Here is a 21709-nt window from a genome sequence, read left to right on the forward strand (position 1 = left end):
GCGGGAGTTACCTTTGACGATTCACTCCTTGTCGTTGTCGAAATCAATCAGCGGGTTATCATTCCATCGGTCAAAATCCGATTGAAACAATTTATCCTGGATGAGGCGATATTTTTCAAATTCGGTTTCGGCATATAATTTGGCTTGCTCGGTCGATACGGTTCCGGCATCGGCCAATATGGGCCTGTCGTCACTATCCAGAAATTTATCTATTCGTATGGCCCAGTCTTCCATTGTCATGGGAATGCGACGCTTGGCTCTGTCTTCAGCCAAATCGAGAAACGCGTTAACAATTCTTCCCATCGACTCCAGTTCGTCTCCTTTCAAATAGTTTTTAGCGACCGCCACATCGGTTTTTACGATTTTTCCATTAGGCGCGTTTTCCCAAGAGGTAAGGCCCATGTGTTCTTTTTCGGCATTGGCTCGTTCTACAATCAACTCTGCAGCCGTGTGCCCGTGAACCGCATAGTGTATCTTGTTTTGTACTTTTTGGAAAAACAAACGGGTAGTGGGAGCGTTGCGGTTATAGTCGATACTTGTTGCGTAAATATCGGTCAGCTTTTGATAGAAGCGGCGCTCGCTCAATCGAATTTCACGAATCTCGGCAAGCAGATGCTCAAAATAGTCTTCATTGAGAAATGAGCCATTCTCCATACGTTTTTTGTCAATGACATAACCTCGTATGGCAAATTGACGCAGAATATATGTGCACCACTGACGGAATTGCGTTGCCCGTATCGAATTGACTCGGTAACCGACCGAGATAACGGCATCCAAATTATAATACTTTGTAGCGTACTCTTTTCCGTCGGCGGCAGTTCGTCGGAATTTCCGACAAACTGAATCTTCTTGTAACTCACCACTTTGAAAGATATTCTGCAAATGCTCGGTTATTGTAGAGCGACCTTTGTCGAACAGTAGAGCAATGGCGTCTTGGGTCAGCCAAAGGGTCTCGTCTCTATACATCACTTCTATACCGTCTTCTTGGTTTTCTATTTGAAATATGAGAAATTCGGCCGTGCTGTTACGTATCTGGAGTTTTTTGCTCATGACATGTCTTTTTCAAAAGAGTATTTCAGTTGATGTTTGAATATGGGTTGAGTCATATGACGCTCTCTTGCAAATATATTGTTTTTATCCGATATGTTTGTTTGTGAGAGGTGTGTTTCTCAGAATTTGGCAGAAAGAACGGGCAAAGGAGGTTCCTTCTTTGGGAATAGAAATACTGCGGCATGGCAAAAAAATCTCAAACAAGTTAGGCTCTTTTGTATTTACCTTTCACTATCTTTTCATAAAATAGGATTCGGTTCGGCATAAAAAATCAAGCGAGCTTATTTTTTCTGCTCTCACCTTTCACTATCTTTGCAAGGATGTAAGGGGTCGAGCCTCGGGATCTCGCATCAGATTCGATACGGTCGGGTAGAGGCTACCGTTTTACACGATGTAGAAAAAGAAAGGATAATATGCGTTTACGTGGTATATGGCTGGGGGTAGTTCTGGCTCTCGTTGTCCCCGTGTGCCGTGGCGAAATGATTGCGCCGTTGAAAATACCTTTGTTGATGAGTGCCAATTTCGGGGAGTTGCGCCCCAACCATTTCCATTCGGGTATCGACTTGAAAACCCAGGGTCGCACCGGCCTGCCGGTCTATGCGATGGATGGCGGCTATGTGTCGCGGGTCGTGGTTTCGCCGTGGGGCTTCGGCCGTGCGGTCTATATCAATCACCCGTCGGGGTTGACCACCGTCTACGGTCACCTGAAGAGTTTCGCCCCTTTTATCGACGAGATTGTGCGTCGTCTGCAATATGAGCAAGAGGGCTTCTCGATCGACTGCGAATTTGCCGAGGGCGAAATCCCGGTAGGGCAGGGCGATATGATCGGATACAGCGGTAACGCCGGTTCGTCGGGCGGGCCTCACCTGCACCTCGACATCCGTGACACGGCTACCCAGGACCCCATGGACCCGCAGGAGTGGCTTTCGCAATACATTACCGACGACGTGGCTCCCGAGGCGCGTCGGGTGGTGGTCTATACGCATGCCGGGGTGATGGAAAATTCGTCCCGCCGGCTCGAGCGCAAGGCTACCAAGAGCGGTGCCGGGGCCTACTCGATAGGCGAACCCATTCCGGCCTGGGGCGATGTCTCGTTCGGTATCGAGGCTTACGACCGCATGACCGGCACGGCCAACAAATACGGCGTGCATCAGGTCGACCTCTATGTCGACGACAGCCTCTTCTTCTCGACCTATATCTACCGCTACTCGTTCGACGAGACCCGCTACATCAACAGCTTCACCGAGGACGGGAAAATCATGCGCACCTATGTGGCACCCGGCAACCGCCTGCGTTCCATCTACAAGCAGGTCGACAATCACGGCATTCTCCACGTCGATGAGGAGCGCGTCTATCCCTGCCGCTATGTGCTCACCGACTACGACGGCAACCAATCGGTGCTGAACTTCTCGCTGGTCGGGCGGCTGCAAGAGCCGGTCGAGCCCCAGAAATCGGGCATCTATTTCTCGTATGCCGTCGACAATTTGTATAAGAAAGACGATTTTGGTATCTTCGTCCCCGCCGGGGCATTGTACGAAAACATCGACTTTACGCGGCGCAAGCTCGAGTCGAACCGCTACTACTCCGATACTCACATCATCGGCCCGGACGACATTTCGCTGCACCGTCCGGCCGAGATTTCGATACGCCTCACCCGCGACCCGCTGGCCGACAAGCGGCAATACTACCTGGTGCGCATCAAGGGCAGCCGGGTCTACCCGGTAGCGGGCGAGTATGCCGACGGCTGGTACAAGGCCAAAATCCGCAACTTCGGCTCCTATGCCGTAGCGGTCGACTCGGTGGCACCCACCATCCAGCCCGTGACGCCCGAGCGTTGGGGCTCGCGGGGCACCGTGGTGCTCAAGGTGGCCGACAATGCCAGCGGCCTCAAGAGCTATCGCGGCGAAATCGACGGCAAGTTTGTCCTCTTCGAACTCGATGGCAAGACCGGCCGCATCTCGTATCGCCTCGAGAGCAACCGGGTGAAGAAGGGTAGCAAGCACACCCTGCGGGTACGGGCTACCGACATGTGTGGCAACGAGCGGGAATACACCGGCTCATTTGTTTGGTAAATAACAATAACCGATTAGATATGAAAAAATTAGCGATTTTATCTCTTTTGACCGTGGCCGCCTGGCCGCAGGCGTGGGCCTGTACGAGTTTGATAGCCGGTAAGCAGGCTACGGCCGACGGGAGTGTGTTGGTAACCTATTCGGCCGATTCCCATACCCTGTATGGGGCGCTCACCTCGTCGCCGGCTGCCGACTGGCCCAAGGGCTCCATGCGCAAGATTGTCGAGTGGGACACCAACAAACCGCTGGGCGAAATCGAGCAGGTAGAGCACACCTATGCCGTGGTGGGCAACATGAACGAGCATCAGCTCACCATTGTCGAATCGACCTGGGGCGGACGTCCCGAGCTGGTCGATACCACCGGCATCATCGACTACGGTTCGCTCATCCAACTCGGTCTCGAGCGGGCCAAGACCGCCCGCGAGGCCATCAAGGTGATGACCGGCCTTGTCAAGAAATACGGCTACTGCAGCAGCGGCGAGTCCTTCACCATTGCCGACCCCAACGAGGTGTGGGTGATGGACCTCATCGGCAAGGGCCCCGACCGTCGCGGTGCCGTGTGGGTGGCTATCCGCATCCCCGACGACTGCATTGCCGGCCACGCCAACTATCCCCGCATTCACAAGATTCCCCTCGACGACAAGGAGAACTGCCTCTACTCGCCCGATGTCATCTCCTTTGCCCGCGAGATGGGCTACTTCGACGGCCTGAACAAGGATTTCAGCTTTGCCCAGACCTATTACCCCGCCGACTTCGGCGCCCTGCGGGCCTGCGATGCCCGCGTGTGGGCCTTCTTCCGCAAGTACGACTCGACCATGGACCAGTACCTCCCCTACATCAACGGCGAGGTCTACAACCCCTTCCCCCTCTACATCAAGCCCTCGCGCAAACTCACCGTGCAGGATATGAAGGATGCCATGCGCGACCACTTCGAGGGTACCCCCTTCGACATGACGCAGGATGTGGGTGCCGGTCCCTTCAAGGTGCCGTACCGTTTCCGCCCCATGTCGTTCCAGGTCGAGGGTAAATCCTACTGCATGGAGCGGGCCATCGCCACGCAGCAGACCGGCTTCACCCTCGTGGGCCAGATGCGCAACTGGCTGCCCGACGCCGTGGGCGGTGTGCTCTGGTTCGGTGTCGACGATGCCAACACCTGCATCTATGTGCCCATGTACTGCAGCATCACCCGCGTGCCCGAGTGCTTCAGCCCCAGCAACGGCTCGATGTACGACTTCTCCTGGACCTCGGCCTTCTGGGTTCACAACTGGGTAGCCAACATGGCCTATGCCCGCTACGAGCCCATGATCGGCGACATCCGCAAGGTGCAGACCGCCATAGAGGGCTCGCTCAACGCCCGCCAGGCTGCCATCGACAAGGCTGCTGCCGACCTCTACGCCACTTCGCCCGCCGAGGCCGTGGCCTTCCTCACCCAGTACAGCTGCGAGGCTGCCGAGGCTTCGACCGCCCGCTGGAAGCAACTGGGCGAATACCTCATGGTCAAATTTGTCGACGGTAACGTGAAGCGCGAAGAGAACGGACACTTCAAGGACAACGGCTACGGCCTGCCCGATTCGCCCCTCTTCCCCGGCTACTCCCAGGAGTATTACGAAGAGATCGTGCGCCAGACCGGCGACCGTTTCCTCGAGAAGGCTCCGCAGTTCTAAACCCGGTTCTTGCCTCGAACGGTGAAAACGATACGAAACTTTTTCTTAATTTTTGCACCAGTCTCGAGGAAATAACTAAATTTGTCACAGCGAAATAAACAACTGTAAATCGACGAAACAATTAACTATTGAATTCTGAATATATGGGAAACGAAGAATTATTGAAACAAGTAGAGGCCAAAGCTCAGGTATGGCTGGGCGAAGGCTACGACGAAGAGACGAAAGCCGCTGTACGGGCCATGCTCGACAACGAAGATAAGACCGACCTCATCGAGGCCTTCTACAAGGATCTCGAGTTCGGTACGGGCGGTCTGCGCGGTATCATGGGTGCAGGCACCAACCGCATGAACATCTACACCGTGGGGGCCGCTACCCAGGGACTCTCCAACTACCTGAAGAAGGCCTTTGCCGACCTGCCCCAGATCAAGGTGGCCATCGGTCACGACTGCCGCAACAACAGCCGCCGCTTTGCCGAGGTGGCTGCCGACGTATTCTCGGCCAACGGCATCAAGGTATACCTCTTCGACGCCCTGCGTCCCACCCCCGAGGTATCGTTCGCTATCCGCGAGCTGGGCTGCCAGAGTGGTGTCATCCTCACCGCTTCGCACAACCCCAAGGAGTACAACGGCTATAAGGCCTACTGGAGCGACGGCGCCCAGATGATTGCCCCCCACGACAAGAACACCATCGACGAGGTGAACAAGATTACCTCGGTCAAGGATGTGAAATTCCAGGGCAACCCCGCTCTCATCGAGATTATCGGCGAGGAGATCGACCGCCGTTACCTCGACCGCATCAAGACCCTCTCGCTCAGCCCCGAGGCCATTGCCCGTCACCACGACATGAAAATCGTCTACACGCCTATCCACGGCACCGGCGTGCGCCTCGTGCCCGCCTCGCTGAAGAACTTCGGCTTCACCAACATCATCCACGTGCCCGAGCAGGATGTGGTCAGCGGCGATTTCCCCACCGTCGTGTCGCCCAACCCCGAAGAGCCCGCCGCCCTCGACATGGCCATCAAGAAAGCCATTGAGACCGATGCCGAGCTCGTCGTAGCCTCCGACCCCGATGCCGACCGCATCGGCATGGCCGTCCGCAACGACAAGGGCGAGTTTGTCCTCATCAACGGCAACCAGATTGTGATGATATTCCTCAACTACCTCATGACCCGCAACAAGGAACTGGGGCTGCTCAAGGGCAACGAGTACATCGTCAAGACCATCGTCACCACCGAAACCATCAAGACCATTGCCGAGCGCAACGGCTTCAAGATGTACGACTGCTACACCGGCTTCAAGTGGATTGCCTCGGTTATCCGCGAGAACGAGGGCAAGGCCCGCTACATCGGTGGCGGTGAGGAGAGCTACGGATTCCTCCCCGAGGATTTCGTGCGCGACAAAGACTCCGTATCGTCCATCTCGCTCATGGCCGAAATTGCCGCCTGGGCCAAGGACAAGGGCATGACCATGTACCAGATGTTGCAGGACATCTACATCAAATACGGCTTCTCCAAAGAGAAAGGCATCTCGGTCGTTCGCAAGGGCAAATCGGGTGCCGAGGAGATTGTGGCCATGATGAAGAGCTTCCGCGCCAACCCCTTGAAAGAGCTCGCCGGTTCGCCGGTCGTATGCGTCAAGGACTACGACTCGCTCGAAGCCCTCAACCCCGTCACCGGCGAAAAGTCGAAACTCGACATGCCCGTCACCTCCAACGTGCTGCAATACTTCACCGCCGACGGCTCCAAAGTCTCCATCCGTCCCTCGGGTACCGAGCCCAAGATCAAGTTCTACATCGAGGTGCGCGGCATCAAGATGGACAGCTATGCCGACTACGACGCCGCCAACGCTGCCGCCGATGCCAAGATCGAGGCCATCAAGAAAGAGCTGGGCATCTAATTCCTTTCGACCCGTCGGGCGCCGCGCCTTGCGCGGCAGCCCCTTCGAGATAGAGCGGCCCCGGGAGTCTCGTGCTCCCGGGGTCGTTTGCGTGTTTGCGGGGGCAGGGGGTCTGGTGCCGTTAGCCTGTTTGCGTGTGTGCTCCCGGGGCCGTTTGCGTGTTTGCGGGGGTAGGGTCCTTACCCCTCGGGAATCGGGCGGAAGTTCCCCTCCCGTATCACCTCCAGCAGGTAGTCGGCAAAGGCCGTTGCCGCCCGCTTGCGGTAGCACCCCTGCGGCCAGAAGAGGTAGCCCGGCGAGGTGAGCGGCTCGGCACACAAGATAGGTACCCGCACCAGGTCGGGCTCGTCGGCCACCGCCGCCTGCGTCAGTATGGTACCCCACTCGCCGCCCCTGAGCAGGTGCAGAATGGTGTGTACGTCGTTCATCTCTATGCCCACGGTCAGCGACAGCCGGTATTTGCGGCACAGCTCCTCGATTTTCGTGCGGGTGGCAAAGCCCCGTTCGGGCAGGATGAGGGGCGTGGCCGAGAGCCGTTTCAGCGTTATCGACGACAGCGAGGCCAGCCGGTGCGAGTGGTGCACCACAAAGTAGAGCTCCGACAGAAAGAGAGGCATCGTTTCAAAATCGTTGTACACCTCGCGCGGCTTGAACGACAGCACAAAGTCGAGCGCGTGGCGCTCCAACTGTTGCAGCAGCTCCTCCGAGGTCCCCTGCGTCACCCGCAGCCCGATGTGCGGATAGTCACGCGTAAACCGTTCCAGCGCCGGCAGCATCAGCGAAATCATGCTGTGCGTCACCCCCACGTGCAACTCTCCCGTGCGGATGCCCTTCAGGTCGCGTATCATCTGTTTCCCGTCCTCGGCATCCTGTATCGCCTTGCTGGCATAGGGCAGCAGGGCCAGACCCGCCTCGGTGGGTAGCACCCGCTTGCCCACGCGGTCGAAGAGCAGGATACCCAGCTCCTCCTCCAGTTGTCCTATCTGTTGCGACAGCGTGCTCTGCGAGATATGCAGCATCCGCGCCGCCTCCGAAAAGTTGCGCAGTTCGCAAGCCGCCTTAAAGTAGTTCAGTTGACGCAGTTCCATCTCCTTAATCGGTTTTATCGATAGATGTTATTGAAAAAATCTGTTTTGCAAATATAGACAAATATCCGGCAATGCCTTAGATTTGTTCCAAATTTGTAGAGCACCTCGCTCGGTAGAGACCTGTCGACTGCTCCTCCCGGTCGGGCAATCCGGTCAGCTGCGGCAGCCCCTGCGGCCGTCGTCGCCACCACTTCCGCCCGCCGTCACCCTGGATATACCAAACCATAAGAACCATACAGATATGAAAAAAACAGTTTCCATGGCCTGCTTGGCCATACTCCTCCTCACCTCGGCCTGCACGCAAAAGAAGGCGGTGTCGCAGGCACCCGTAGTCGTTCAAGAAGGCGTCCGCTTCTGCGAAAGCACCTATCCCTACGACGGCGGCCTGCTCATCGCCAACTTCGGCACCGAGCAGCTCAACCCCCTCAATACCGAGGGCAAGGGCTACATCCTCCACTACAAGGATGGTGAGACCTCGACCTTCATCCCCGCCGACGGCAACCTCTCGGCCCCCAAGGGCATGTATGTAGGCAAGGGCCATCTCTTCGTGTGCGATGTAAACAAAGTCGTGGTCTATGACCTGGCCCGGCGCGAGGCCCAGCCCCGCATCCTCTCGTTGCCCGAGGGATGCCTCTTTGTCAACGACCTGGCCGCCGTAGGCGATACCCTCTACGCCTCGGTAACCAATGCCGACCAGATTTTCAAGATCGACATCAGCGACATGGCCAATATCGGTGCCCCCGTCGAGTGGCTCACCGTGCCCGGTCCCAACGGACTGCTCTCCGACGGAGAGTCGCTCTACATCGCCTCCTATCCCGCCGACGGCAATACCCGCCCCGAGCACACCATCTATCGCGTGGCCGATGTTGCCGCTCCCGCCCTGGAGAAGGTCATCGATGCCCCGGGACAATACGACGGCATCGCCTTCTCGGCCGACAGCACCGCCCTCTACATCACCAACTGGGCTCCGGCCGGGTTGAGCCGCATCGACCTGAATACCGGAACGGTTACCCCGGTATCGGTCGAGTTGGAACAACCGCTGGTCGGCCCTGCCGACATCTCCGTGGCCGACGGTCACATCTATATCCCCGACCTGCCCAACAGCCGGGTGGTGGTAGTGGCCGAGTGAAACGGCTCCCTCCGGCCTCCCGGGCGACAGGCCGGCTCAAAAACAAGAGGCCGACCTCAAAAAATCTCTTTTGGGTCGGCCCCTTGTGTGGAGTGGAGTATCGTTCTTTCCGCCTCCCCCCGGACTTAGAACTCGGAGGTGAAGTGGAACTTGATTTTGGGGAAATCGGTCTGGGCCATTTGCAGCACATAGCTCGAGTCGGCCATGAAGACGTCGCGCCCGTCGCGGTCGACACTCATGAACTGGTGCTTGCGTTTCTTGAAGGCCTCGAGGGCCTCGGGGTCGTCGCTTTCGATCCAGCAGGCCTTGTAGAGGCTGATGGGCTCCCAGCGGCACTGGGCGCCATACTCGTGGAGCAGTCGGTACTGAATGACCTCGAACTGCAGCTGCCCCACGGTGCCGATGATCTTGCGGCCGTTGAACTGGCTGATGAAGAGCTGGGCCACGCCCTCGTCCATGAGCTGGTCGATGCCCTTGTTGAGCTGTTTCGACTTCATGGGGTCGTCGTTTTCGATATACTTGAACATCTCGGGCGAGAAGCTGGGGAGCCCCTTGAAGTGGAGCTCTTCGCCGCAGGTGAGGGTGTCGCCGATCTTGAAGTTGCCGGTATCGGGCAGACCCACGATGTCGCCGGGGTAGGCTTCGTCGACGACCGATTTCTTCTGGGCCATGAAGGCGGTGGGGCTCGAGAATCGCATCATCTTGTTGTTGCGCACGTGCTTGTAGTTGGCGTTGCGCTCGAACTTGCCCGAGCATACCTTGACGAAGGCGATGCAGCTGCGGTGGTTGGGGTCCATGTTGGCGTGAATCTTGAAGACGAAACCGGTGAAGTTCTCCTCCTCGGGACGCACCAGCCGCTCCACGGCCTGGACGGGGCGGGGCGAGGGGGCAATCTTCACGAAGCAGTCGAGCAACTCCTTGACACCGAACATGTTGAGGGCCGAGCCGAAGAAGACGGGCGCCGTGCGGGCGGCCAGGTAGTCGTCGACGTTGAACTCGGGGTATACCCCCTCGATGAGCTCGAGGTCGGCCCGCAGCTTCTCGGCATCCTGCTCGCCGATGTAGGCTTCGAGTTCGGGGCTGTTCACGTCGTCGAGCTCGATGCGCTCGGTCACCACCTGCTTGTTGGGGGTGAAGAGGTTGAGGTTCTGCTCGTAGATGTTGTAGACGCCCTTGAACTTTTGGCCGATGTTGATGGGCCAGCTGAGCGGGCGGACGTTGATTTTGAGCTCCGACTCCAGCTCGTCGAGGATGTCGAAGGGGTCGCGCCCCTCGCGGTCGAGCTTGTTGACAAAGACGATAACGGGCGTGTTGCGCATGCGGCACACCTCCATGAGCTTGCGGGTCTGGGTCTCCACGCCCTTGGCCACGTCGACGACGATGATGACGCTGTCGACCGCCGTGAGGGTGCGGTAGGTGTCCTCGGCAAAATCCTGGTGGCCGGGGGTGTCGAGAATGTTTATCTTGTAGTCGCCGTAGTTGAAGCCCATGACCGAGGTGGCTACCGAGATGCCACGCTGTTTCTCGATCTCCATCCAGTCGGATGTAGCGGTCTTTTTGATTTTGTTCGACTTGACCGCCCCGGCAATGTGGATGGCACCGCCGAAAAGCAGCAGCTTTTCGGTGAGGGTGGTTTTACCGGCATCGGGGTGGCTGATGATGGCGAATGTTCTGCGTTTACTGATTTCCTCTGTAAGTGTACTCACGATGTTAACGGGTTTCTTGTAAAATTTCTATGCAATGCGACAGGCTCTCGTACCAGTGGGGAATGGTGATGCCGTAGGTCTGTTTGATTTTGCTCTTGTCGAGCACGCTGTAGAAGGGGCGGTGTGCCCGGCTGGGATACTCGTCGCTGCGGATGGGTTTCACCCGGCAGGTGATGCCGGCCAGACGGTGGATGGCGACGGTGAAGTCGTACCAGCTGCAGGCCCCTTCGTCGGAGAAGTGGTAGATGCCCGGCACGAAGGTCTCGGCCGTGAGCACGGCGAGGATGGCGCGGGCCAGGTCGGCGGCACAGGTGGGGGTGCCTATCTGGTCGGCTACGACCGAGAGCTCGTCGCGCTCGGTGCCCAGCCGCATCATGGTCTTCACGAAGTTGTTGCCGTAGGGCGAGTAGAGCCAGGCGGTGCGGATGATGGCGCTCTGGGGGCAGAGGCGCATCAGGGCCTGTTCGCCCTCGAGTTTGGTGGAGCCGTAGACCGATTGGGGGTCGGGCGTCATATCCTCGGTGTAGGGGCGGTATCCCCGTCCGTTGAATACGTAGTCGGTCGAGACGTGTATCATGCGGGCCCCGCAGGCTGCGGCGGCACGGGCCAGGTTCTCGACGGCCGTGGCGTTGATTTTGCGGCACAGCTCCACGTTGTCTTCGGCCTTGTCGACCTGGGTATAGGCGGCACAGTTCACGATGTAGTCCACGCGGTTGTCGGCGACAGCCCGGTTCACGGCTTCGGCATCGCAGATGTCGAGTTCGGCTACGTCGGTGAAGATGGCTTCGAAGCGGTCATCACCATTCAGTACGTTGCGCATCTCGTGGCCCAGTTGGCCGTTTGCGCCGGTAATAAGAACTCTTTTTGTCATGGTTCGTATCTGTTTTTTAATCGTTTTCGAGTTTCAGTTCGCCCGCCTTGTCCTGCTTGTATTTTTCGGCCAGGAGCGAGAGGAACGACGATATTTGCTGGATGGCCTTCAAGGTGTCGGGCTTGATCTCCTTCTTCTGCAGCCGCAGCAGCAACACGCCGTAGAGGGCGTTGAAGCAGGTCTCCAGCTCGCCGGCCTTCTCGTCGCCCGACTTGGCCCGCAGCTCGACGATGTAGGGGAGGGTCTTGAAGAAGGCCGCGCCGTAGAAGGGCTCGCGGGGCGACTTGAGCAGCCGCAGGTGCAGGTCGGTGAGGTCGATGAGCACGTTTTTGTTCAGTTGCAGGTGGCCCTTCTGTTCCACCCCCTCGGCGTGCATCATGTCGATGAGCGACTCGTACCACTCGCGCATCGCCTTCTTCTGTTCGGGCGAGATGTCGTAGGGGTCGATAATCTGTTGCTGTATGCGGTCTATGTCCAGCCCGTAAGCCCGTATGAGGTCTTCGATCTGCCACATGTACAACAGATATTCGGCGATATTCTCTTTTTTCTTTTGGCTGGCGATAATCATGTTGTTGCCTTTCTTTGCAAGTTGACCCTTCGGGGGGGTGAGCGGCAGCCCCGCGGCAATGGCCGGAGAGTCGTCCCCGAAATTGGCTGCAAAGTTAATACAAATCGTTTGCTGTCGCAATGTTACCGGGTAAAAATAAACGATAGTCCGCTCGCCGGCGCGTGCACGCGAGCGCGAGGGTGGGGTATGCGAAAAAAAAGAAAACCGCCGTTGAACAAAAATGTACAGCGGCGGTTTTTGATTATTGACGAATAAGTTTTGTCAAATGTTCCGGATTCGGGTCTTTGGCGATGATAACACCCTCGGGCGAAATCAGATAACTGGCGAATCCTTTGCTCAGACGGTAATTGTCGAATATATCCGACCGTGAGCCGTCTTTGTCATAGAATTGGGTAGCTGCGTTCAAGCCGTCTCGTTTGATGGTCTCTTCGAAGACCTTGCGGTTGGTATCGAACGATACCGACACGAGGCTGATGTTTTCGAGTCCGCTCTTGTCGATTTCCCGGGCGTAGCGTATGTTCTCCATACGCGAGGGGGCGTCGTAGCCTGCCCAGAAGTTCAACAGTACGTACCGGCCTTTCAACGATTGGAGCGAGACGCTGTCATCGGCGTTTTGCAGGCTCAGCTGCGGGGCTCGCTCCCCCTCTTTCAGACCCGTTTTGTTCGGGTTGAAGGCCGAAGAAAACAACAAAATCAACGCCAGCATACCAATAACTGACTTGGTTTTCTTCATACTGAAGTGTTATGGTTCATACTAAATCTGACGTTGGGGGCATCACACCGAAACGGCAGACCCCGCTGATTTTCAGCGGTTAGTTCCTCTTGCTCGGGACGCTTCCTTTGCTGACGGGAACCCATAAATTCGACGGCAAAGTTGAAGGTTTTTAGGGAATTAACCAAATATTCTCGGGTATTTAACATAGTATAATTCGTAGTGTATTGATATACAGTGTTGTATGGGCTGTTAACAACACTCGCTCGTGCTTGAAAAATCTCTTTTTTGAACTTCGTTTTTCTTCAGGGAACATCTGGCTGCACCGATTGGTCGGTCGAGGGGGATGGGAGGGAGCTGTTCCGTTTTTCTTCAGGGGTGGTAAAGATGGGTTGTAGCCGCGAAGTCTGGGAGAAAACTCTTTGTTTCTGCCGCCGATTGCATTATCTTTGTGGCTTGGATCGATAGTCGGCAGTGCGGTCCCGAGTAGCCCGTTGGTCGGGCTTCGGTTTTTGCGGAGGGGATTGCTCTGCTTAATCTAAACAGATGTAGTAAAAAAGATGATGAAACCAAAGGCAGAAATTATTCTTATCAACATATCGGGCGATGACAAGCCGGGTGTAACCACGGCATTGACCGAAGTATTGGCGCGTTACGACGCATTCATCCTGGACATCGGCCAAGCCGATATTCACCACACCCTCTCGCTGGGTATCCTCTTCAAGACCGACGAGACCAAGTCGGGCGACATTCTCAAAGACCTCTTGTTCAAGGCTTATGAGCTCGACGTGAATATCCGCTTCTCGCCCATCAGCGAGGAGGAGTACAACAGCTGGGTAGGGCTGCAGGGCAAGAACCGCTACATTATTACCATCCTGGGGCGTTGCATCACGGCCCGCCAGATAGGCGAGGTGACCCGCATCGTGGCCGAGCAGGGGTTGAACATCGACGCCATCCAGCGGCTTACGGGGCGTATCCCCCTCGACGAGAATGTGCGGCCGCCCAAGTCGTGCATCGAGCTGTCGGTGCGCGGTACGCCTAAAGACAAGGTGGCCATGCAGTCGTCGTTCATGCAGCTCTCGTCGCAGTTGGGTATCGACATCTCGCTGCAGGAGGACAGTATCTACCGCCGCTGCCGCCGCTTGATATGCTTCGATATGGATTCGACCCTGATCGAGACCGAGGTAATCGACGAGCTGGCCATGCGCGCCGGGGTAGGGGACGAGGTGAAGGCGATTACCGAGTCGGCCATGCGGGGCGAGATAGACTTCTGCGAGAGCTTTACCCGCCGGGTGAGCCTGCTCAAGGGTCTGGACGAGTCGGTGATGAAAGAGATCGCCGAGTCGCTGCCGGTGACCGAGGGGGTAGACCGCCTGATGCAGGTGCTGAAACGGGCCGGATTCAAGATTGCCATCCTCTCGGGTGGATTCACCTACTTCGGCAACTACCTGAAACAACGCTATGGCATCGACTATGTCTATGCCAACGAGCTGGAGATTGTCGACGGGAAACTGACCGGCCGCTACGTGGGCGATATTGTCGACGGCCGCCGCAAGGCCGAGCTGCTGAAACTCATCGCTCAGGTCGAGCATGTAGATATTGCCCAGACCATAGCCGTGGGCGACGGTGCCAACGACCTGCCCATGCTTAGCACCGCCGGACTGGGCATTGCCTATCATGCCAAACCCAAGGTGAAAGAGAATGCCAGCCAGTCGATTTCGACCATCGGGCTCGACGGTGTGCTCTACTTTATCGGATTTAAGGATTCGTTTATCTCCGAAACGAAATAACGTATAATATTGTCGCATCTCGAAATTGTTGCGATTGGCTATGAAACGAATTTGGTTGCTACTGTTAGTCTCGTTGTATGTCTGGGTGCATGTGCCGGCCCAGACGGTTGGTTTGGTGTTGAGTGGTGGCGGAGCCAAGGGTATAGCGCATATCGGTATCATCAAGGCGCTCGAAGAGAACAATGTGCCTATCGACTATGTAGCCGGTACGTCGATGGGGGCTATCGTGGGTGCCTGGTATGCCATGGGCTACACGCCCGACGATATGCTGAACCTGATTCTCTCCGACGACTTCAACCTGTGGTCGCGGGGTATCTTCGACGAGCGCTATGTCTACTACTTCAAGAAACCCGACCCGACGCCCGAAATCGTTACGTTCAACGTCGCTTTGCAAGACTCCACCAAGTTCGAGCCGCATTTCCTGCCCAACAGCCTCATCAATCCGTTCCCCATGAACTACGCCTTTATGAGCCTGTTTGCCCCCTATTCGGCCCAGTGCGACGGGAATTTCGACAACCTTTTCGTACCTTTCCGGGCTGTGGCTTCCGACGTCTATCACAAGCGCGAGCTGGTGCTGCGCGATGGCGATTTGGGCGATGCCGTGCGGGCTTCGATGAGTTTTCCCTTCGTTTTCAAGCCCATCGAGATTGACAGTGTGCTGGTTTACGACGGGGGTATCTACAACAATTTCCCGGTCGATGTGATGAAGTCGGACTTCAACCCCGATATTATTATCGGCAGCATCGTAGCCTCTAAAATAGATAAACCCAAGGAAGACGACCTCATCAACCAAATCGAGAATATGGTTATGCAGAAGAGCGACTATACACTCGATCCCGAGGACGGTATTCTGATGCGGTTCAATCTGAGTGATGTGGGACTGCTCGATTTTCCCAAAGCCCGGCAGATTGCCAAAATCGGGTATGACTATGCCATGGAGCTGATGGACTCGATCAAGAGTCGTATTCCCCGAGAGTTGTCGCAGGAGACCCGGCAGTTGCAGCGCATGGTATTCAAGAGCAAGACTCCCGACCTGGTGTTCGACAGCGTCTCGGTCGAGGGGGGAAATCACCAGCAGAAGGAGTATATCAGGCGGCAATTCGAGACCGGCAATCGTTTTACCGACGAGGATGCCAAAGCGGCTTACTACAAGACTATCTCCGACGGGAAAATATCCGACCTCATACCCCACGCTCGCTACGACAAGGCGAGCGGCCTCTTCAATCTCGACCTCAAGGCCAAGGTGCACGACCAGTTGTCGGTGGGGATGGGAGGCTTTATCTCGTCGACCAGTTCGAACCAGATTTGCATCGGGGCACACTACCGCACCGTGAGCCTCAACTCGCTCGATGTCGACCTCACGGGGCAGATAGGTCAGTCGTATACGTCGGGGATACTCTCGGCCCGGTTCGACCTGAAGACCGCCATTCCCATGTACCTCAAGATGCAGGCCGTCGCGTCGAAACAGAAGTTCTACCAGAACGAGACCCTTTTCTACTCCGACCGCATGCCCTCGTTTGTCACGCAGTCCGAGCAGTACGTGAAGCTGCGTTTGGGGTTGCCCTTCCTCACCAGTTCCAAGGCCGTCGTGTCGGTAGGCTATGGCTCGATGACCGACAAGTATTACCAGTCCAATACCGTAGACTTCTCGACCAACGAGCAGGACCGCAGCCGCTACGACCTGTTTGTGGCCTCGATGAAGTTCGACCGCAACAACCTCGACAGCTACATGTATCCCACGGCCGGCACCGACTGTTCGGTGCTGGGGCTGCTTGCCTATGGCAAAGAGCGGTTCCGCCCCTACGACACCACTTTGCAGTCTAACTCGACACAAACCCTCTCGTGGCTGCAGCTCGAGGGCAACATACACACCTATCTCCCGATAAGCAATAAATTCGTGCTGGGCCTTCGCGGTAAGGCTGTCGTCTCGAGCAAGGGGCTCCTGAGCAACTATACCTCGACCATAGCCCAAGCTCCGGCCTTTACCCCTACGCCGCACAGCCAGACCATCTTCAACCCGGCCTTCCGCTCCACGCAATATCTGGCCGCAGGTGTCATTCCCATCTGGAAGATTATGAACAACCTGCAATTCCGCAACGAGTTCTACCTTTTTGCTCCTTTCCGACAGATATACGAAGGGGCCAATTACGAGCCCTATTACGGGCGGGCTTTCTCCAAATATCACTTTATGGGCGAGAGCTCGGTGGTGCTGAATCTCTCGTTTGCCTCGATAGCTCTCTATGCCAACTACTACGATTATCCTGCTCGCAACTGGAATTTCGGTATCAATATAGGTTTGTTGGTATTCAGTCCCAAGTTCCTCGAGTAAAAAAAATGGAGTTCTATGCGCCTGAAAATAGGACCGATAGCAGTTTCTGCAAAAAAAAGCGATAAAAAAACTCGAAAAAAAGATACACGCGAATAAAATTATACTTATCTTTGCATCCGCAAACGGCTCCATAGCTTAACTGAATAGAGCATCTGACTACGGATCAGAAGGTTACAGGTTTGAATCCTGTTGGAGTCACTCAGAGCAAAGCCGTCCGAGCGAGGGCGGTCGATATGAAAAAACAAAATTAAGGATTGGCTCCATAGCTTAACTGAATAGAGCATCTGACTACGGATCAGAAGGTTACAGGTTTGAATCCTGTTGGAGTCACTCAAGAGATAGTCGCTCTCACGGGTGACTATCTCTTTTTTTATACCTGTCGTTTCCCGCTCTCCTCTGTTTGCAAAATCACACTTCCCGATTATTTCGGGCTTCATATCTGCCTCTACTGGCTTTCCCGCCCGTTTCTGGTCTTGACGCAAGCGGCGAGATAGACTTCTCGTCGGCGAGTTCTTATGTATATCCGGGTCACCCGGTATCGGTCGGCTTCATTTTTTACAGAAGCTGTCGAGCTGGGGGCGTGATGAGGCTTATAGTTTCAAATGAATTATTATAATAGTATATAAACTATTTTATTAGTTTGCTTTCATAAGTCGGCTTGATGTCGACTGACCCGTAAAGAGCAAGGGCTGCATCCGATGTTTCGGGTGCAGCCCTTGGGAATAGACTCTTTTTTTAGTTTCCTTAGAATACGATAACCTTAACACCGTTCACCAGATAGATACCGGCCGGCAGGGCAATAGGTGTGCTGCCGGCAGCCACAGTGGTGCGGAGTACCTGGGCTCCGGTGAGGGCATAGACCGCAATCTCGGTCTCCTGGTCGGTGAGAAGCGTGATTTCGCCTCGACCGCTGATTACCTTCAGACCCGAGAGGGTAGTCTCGTCGACCGAGCCGGGAGTCTGGTTCGACAGAATCAAGTCGGTGAGCGACCATTGCGAAGCCTCTTCGCCACAGGTATATTTGAAGGCGACACGAACGGGAGCCGTCAAGCCCGAGAGCGTGATGGTACCCGAGGCTACGGTTTCGCCCGAACCTTCGGCCGGCCAGTTGGCCTGGTCGGTGATTTCGGTCCAGGTTGCCTCGGCGGGGCTATCCATGGCGTTGGGGTCGAAGTTTGTCGAGTAGAGCAGGAACAGGCCGGTGCCTTCGCTGCCGGTATACTTCGTGTAGGCCGAGAAAGCCAGGTATACCGTCTCGTTCGATACAGTGGGCGATACCAGCCAGGTTTCGCTGGACCCCTTGTTGTAGCCGTTGATTTGGGCACCGTAGTTCTCGTGCGACTCCCAGGGCAGGGTGCCGGTTACGCAGTAGTTGAGCCAGTCGCCCAGACCGTTTTTGAAACTGGTCACATAGGGCAGTTCGGCCGACGGGTTGACTACGGTCAGTTTGTAGCTGACGGCGGCACCTTCGTAGGTGTCGTTGGCGGCCACTTCGGCTTTGATTTCGGTCTCACCCACACCTTTGAGGGTCACGGTGCCGCTGTTGTCGATGGTGGCGACAGCCGTGTTGGAGCTGCTGTATGCGATGGGGCTTGCCGATTTTGAAGAGGCTGTGCTGCTGAAGGTATACCCCTCGGCAAAAGTTTTGTAGCGGTCTTTCCCGTTGTCAAAGGCCAATTCGGGCGAGATGCCGTTGTCGGCCTTCTTGAACAAGGTGAGGGTGAAGTAGTCCGAGTTGTTTTCGTTCGAGCTGGCATAGACACCGAAGGTACCCGACGATTCGCGCAACATGATGTAGCGGGTGTTGGTGTTTACGTTTTTCACGATGATACCTTTCGTGCCATCTGCGGCCGTCCACTGTTCCAGTGTGGCATCCTGAGCGTGGCTGGTGTTGAAGGTAAACTCGGTACCGTCGCCCTTGTAGGCCACGATGCGGTCGCCGTTGGTGATGGTGAGGGTACCGTTATCGGCTACGATGTCGAAGACGATGCTGGCATCGGGGTCGGTAATCGATGTTTTGGTACCGTCGGCATAAGTGAGAGCTACGGCTGTGAAGCGTTTGTTGAAGTCGTTGCTCATGGCTTGGTCGTTGGCCATGAATACGTATGACCCCGTAGTGATTTCACTGGCCGAAGCAATCTTGTTGAAGGTGCCCACCCCCGAATAGGCGGCTTGCAGACTGAATGAGCCGGTAGAGAGAGCGGCCAACAGGAGAAGAGTAGAAATTTTTTTCATAAGCAGTTATTTTATTTAAGGTGAATATGCAGGACTGACACTGATACAATCGAGAAGTGAAGGATTAGGGTTCAATGAAAGATTGTGTTTTTCATCATTCGATTCCTTCTGGTTTTTCTGTCTTTTACAAGGATAGCGAGAGTTGAGTGCAGAGGCCAACCGGAACAGGGGTCTGGGTTGGGCAATGTCAAACCGCCTCCTATCTTTTACAAAGATACGAAAAAAAGGAAACAAATGCACCTTTCGAGGGCATTTATTTCCTGTGACAAAACAATTTCTTGGATGGGTTTGGCCCGATTAAAGTCCCTTTTCGAGGGTGATGAGGGGGGTATCGGGGTGTTGGTAGAGCACGGCGTGGGTGTCGTCTATCGGGTAGAAGCCGGTCACCAGCTCGAGAGCCGCGAGCAACTGGGTCTCGGTTTCCATCTCGGGGCAGCTCTTGCGGGTAGAGGCCACCTGCGTGAAGGCAATGCCACAGGGAGTCCCGTCCAGTGCGATGTGCCCGAATATGCGGTTGCAGCCGGCAAAGCCCGAGAGTTTGGCCTCGGGTATGTCGATAACCAGTTTGGGCTGCTTTTCGGCGATGGCGGTTCCCTCGATGGCTGTCACTCGCCAGGCCCCGTTCAGCAGGTCGACCTGTCGCTTTTCGAGTGTCATTACGGTGCGGCCCCGACGATCGCACAGTCTGATGCGCAACTCGTCGCCGTGAGCCCGCTTGTAGGAGCGGGTATTGTTCAGGGCGCGGAGTACGGCGCGGTCGGTCACTTCGGGTCCGCAATCCTTTTGGGTCGAGATGAGCGACCCGAACTCCAGCTCGTTCTCGTCGCCGAGGGCGAAAGTGCCGTTCACTACGTTGCAGCCGTCGTTGCCATAGATGCGGCCGGTGGCCAGGTCGAAGGTGATTTCGGCCGGTGTTTCGCCTACCACGTCGTGGCGTTCGGCCGTGGCGATAATCCACGTCCCGCCGAACTCTTCGCGGGGGATGGTCGGTATCTTGCGGGGCTCTTGCGTTTCGGTCTCCTCCTTTTCGACGACAGCGCTCTTCTGGGTCGTTTTGCAGGCTGTAAACGACAGCAGCACCAGCACGCCCAGCGGGGTAAGCAACTTGTATCTCATGGTTCCGTATTTTATCTGTTTACAAAAAAAAGTATCGGTGTGTGACCGGGCGGTTACTCCTCGTTCCGTTTCGGGAATCGGGTAGGACGTATCAGCAGCCGCAGCGTGGCGTTATAGGTGAAGTAGTACCAGCACCAGTTGAGCAGCGTGATAATCTTGTTTTTCATACCCAGTATGGATACGAGGTGTACTCCCATCCAGGTGAACCAGGCGGGACGGCCGTAGAGCTTCAGGTGAGGCAGGTCGGCTACCGCCTTGTTGCGGCCGATGGTGGCCATGTTGCCCTTGTCCTTGTAGTGGAAGGGGGTGTCGAAGCTCCCCTTGTTCAGATTCTGGGCCAGCAGTTCGCTCTGTTGGATGGCCACCTGGGCCACCTGCGGGTGGCCTTTGGGGTAATTCTTCTCGGTAAGCAGGGCAATATCGCCGATGGCAAAGATGCGGTCGCACCCTTTCACCCGGTTGTATTCGTCGGTGATGATGCGTTTTCCTCTGGCGATAGATTCGGCCGGGATACCCTCCAGCGGTTGGCCGGTGATACCGGCGGTCCAGATGAGGGTATGGCTTTTGATTTGCTCTCCGTTGTCGAGGCTTGCCACATAGTTCTCGAACGATTTCATGGTATGGCCCGTCATCACCTCGACCTCGAGCTCTTCGAGGTATTGGCGCGACTTGGTAGAGGCTTCGGTACTCATATTCTGCAAGAGGCGGTCTGAACCTTCGACGATAACGACGCGCATATCGCTAGGGCTGATCTCGGGGTATTCCCGAGCCAGAATGTACTTCTTCATTTCACCCAAAGCACCCGCAATCTCTACTCCGGTAGGACCTCCGCCCACGACGGTAAAGCAGAGCAGCGTGCGGCGCGATTCGGCATCGGCGCAGGTACAGGCCCGCTCCAAGCAGAACAATATCTCGTTTCTCAGTCTGATAGCTTCGGCAGTTGATTTAAGGGTATAGACCCGTTCCCGCAATTCGGGCATGTTGAAAAAGTTGTTGGTCGTACCCGTGGCCAGCACCAGATAGTCGTACGGGATGGTCCCGGTGTTGGTGATGAGTTCTCGTTTTTCGGTATCGACCGAGAGGGCTTCGCCCATGTGGAACCGCACGTGACGCAGTTTGCGCAACTCTTTTCGGAAGGGGAAGCAGATGGCCGCCGGCTCGAGACCCGATGAGGCTATCTGGTAAAACAGAGGCGGGAAAGCATGAAAGTTTTTCCGGTCTACCAGTGTCACCCGGTATTGTCGGTGGTCGATTTTTTTCGACAGCAGGAAGCCTGCAAACCCGCCACCCACGATGACGAGGTGCTTCAACTCATTTTCGTTATGTTTGTCTGTTGTCATGTCTGTGTAAATTTTTGGGGGTGTAAAGATAATAAAAAAGTTTGGTCTGTTCCCTATAAGACAGCCGGCTGTAAAAAATGTTCATGGCGGTGGCGAGAAAAGAAAAAACTTATAAAATTTTCACGCCCTTGCGATGATTTCTCA

The 21709-nt window shown here is 55.8% G+C and carries 15 protein-coding genes and 2 tRNA genes; 8 read left to right on the forward strand and 9 right to left on the reverse strand.

Annotation, left to right across the window (positions count from 1 at the left end):
• Nucleotides 1–21: 21 nt before the first annotated feature.
• On the reverse strand, nt 22–1050 hold the full coding sequence (locus ABGT88_RS05260; protein ID WP_087408068.1) for a virulence RhuM family protein: 1029 nt from the start codon (nt 1048–1050) through the stop codon (nt 22–24).
• A 413-nt stretch (nt 1051–1463) separates the two neighbouring features.
• On the opposite strand from ABGT88_RS05260, the gene ABGT88_RS05265 reads away from it, so the two are divergent.
• The 3 genes from ABGT88_RS05265 (at nt 1464) to ABGT88_RS05275 (ending at nt 6681) form a co-directional block, all read left to right on the forward strand.
• Complete coding sequence (locus tag ABGT88_RS05265; RefSeq protein ID WP_087408066.1) at nt 1464–3122, forward strand: M23 family metallopeptidase; 1659 nt, start codon at nt 1464–1466, stop codon at nt 3120–3122.
• A gap of 20 nt (nt 3123–3142) precedes the next feature.
• Nucleotides 3143–4786: a dipeptidase gene (locus tag ABGT88_RS05270; RefSeq protein ID WP_087408065.1), complete on the forward strand. Its 1644-nt coding sequence runs from the start codon at nt 3143–3145 to the stop codon at nt 4784–4786.
• Nucleotides 4787–4929: 143 nt separating this feature from the next.
• A complete protein-coding gene (locus ABGT88_RS05275; RefSeq protein WP_087408064.1) occupies nt 4930–6681 on the forward strand; it encodes a phospho-sugar mutase in 1752 nt (583 codons plus the stop codon).
• A 179-nt stretch (nt 6682–6860) separates the two neighbouring features.
• Here ABGT88_RS05275 and ABGT88_RS05280 read toward each other — a convergent pair whose 3' ends face one another.
• Complete coding sequence (locus tag ABGT88_RS05280; RefSeq protein WP_087408063.1) at nt 6861–7769, reverse strand: LysR substrate-binding domain-containing protein; 909 nt, start codon at nt 7767–7769, stop codon at nt 6861–6863.
• Nucleotides 7770–8010: 241 nt separating this feature from the next.
• Here ABGT88_RS05280 and ABGT88_RS05285 point away from each other — a divergent pair, with 241 nt between their 5' ends.
• Nucleotides 8011–8898, forward strand: coding sequence for a hypothetical protein (locus ABGT88_RS05285; protein ID WP_346700828.1), 888 nt, complete (start codon nt 8011–8013; stop codon nt 8896–8898).
• 125 nt (nt 8899–9023) lie between these two features.
• Here ABGT88_RS05285 and ABGT88_RS05290 read toward each other — a convergent pair whose 3' ends face one another.
• The 4 genes from ABGT88_RS05290 to ABGT88_RS05305 form a co-directional block, all read right to left on the reverse strand.
• Nucleotides 9024–10604, reverse strand: coding sequence for a peptide chain release factor 3 (locus ABGT88_RS05290; RefSeq protein WP_087409414.1), 1581 nt, complete (start codon nt 10602–10604; stop codon nt 9024–9026).
• Between the two features lie 4 nt (nt 10605–10608).
• The gene (rfbD, locus tag ABGT88_RS05295; protein ID WP_300133618.1) at nt 10609–11475 is read right to left on the reverse strand and encodes a dTDP-4-dehydrorhamnose reductase; all 867 of its coding nucleotides are present in this window, start codon (nt 11473–11475) and stop codon (nt 10609–10611) included.
• Between the two features lie 16 nt (nt 11476–11491).
• A complete protein-coding gene (locus ABGT88_RS05300; RefSeq protein ID WP_087409436.1) occupies nt 11492–12043 on the reverse strand; it encodes a DUF4924 family protein in 552 nt (183 codons plus the stop codon).
• A gap of 241 nt (nt 12044–12284) precedes the next feature.
• Entirely contained in the window at nt 12285–12776 is a 492-nt protein-coding gene (locus ABGT88_RS05305) for a peroxiredoxin (protein WP_087409416.1), read from the reverse strand.
• A 542-nt stretch (nt 12777–13318) separates the two neighbouring features.
• Here ABGT88_RS05305 and serB point away from each other — a divergent pair.
• From serB to ABGT88_RS05325, 4 genes are all read left to right on the forward strand, one after another.
• A complete protein-coding gene (serB, locus tag ABGT88_RS05310; RefSeq protein ID WP_346702823.1) occupies nt 13319–14545 on the forward strand; it encodes a phosphoserine phosphatase SerB in 1227 nt (408 codons plus the stop codon).
• A gap of 40 nt (nt 14546–14585) precedes the next feature.
• Nucleotides 14586–16874 (forward strand): patatin-like phospholipase family protein, encoded by a 2289-nt coding sequence (locus ABGT88_RS05315; protein ID WP_346700831.1) that lies wholly within the window; start codon nt 14586–14588, stop codon nt 16872–16874.
• Nucleotides 16875–16998: 124 nt separating this feature from the next.
• Nucleotides 16999–17072 (forward strand) — tRNA-Arg (locus ABGT88_RS05320).
• A gap of 58 nt (nt 17073–17130) precedes the next feature.
• Nucleotides 17131–17204, forward strand: a tRNA-Arg gene (locus ABGT88_RS05325).
• A 414-nt stretch (nt 17205–17618) separates the two neighbouring features.
• Here ABGT88_RS05325 and ABGT88_RS05330 read toward each other — a convergent pair.
• From ABGT88_RS05330 to ABGT88_RS05340, 3 genes are all read right to left on the reverse strand, one after another.
• A complete protein-coding gene (locus ABGT88_RS05330; RefSeq protein WP_298662097.1) occupies nt 17619–19109 on the reverse strand; it encodes a hypothetical protein in 1491 nt (496 codons plus the stop codon).
• Between the two features lie 297 nt (nt 19110–19406).
• Nucleotides 19407–20225 carry an META domain-containing protein gene (locus tag ABGT88_RS05335; protein ID WP_346700833.1) on the reverse strand — a complete coding sequence of 273 codons (819 nt, stop codon included), beginning with the start codon at nt 20223–20225 and terminating at the stop codon, nt 19407–19409.
• Nucleotides 20226–20278: 53 nt separating this feature from the next.
• Nucleotides 20279–21565, reverse strand: coding sequence for an NAD(P)/FAD-dependent oxidoreductase (locus ABGT88_RS05340; protein WP_087409420.1), 1287 nt, complete (start codon nt 21563–21565; stop codon nt 20279–20281).
• Between the last annotated feature and the right edge of the window lie 144 nt (nt 21566–21709).

This window comes from Barnesiella sp. An22, from assembly GCF_963931395.1.
GTDB lineage: Bacteria > Bacteroidota > Bacteroidia > Bacteroidales > Barnesiellaceae > Barnesiella > Barnesiella merdigallinarum.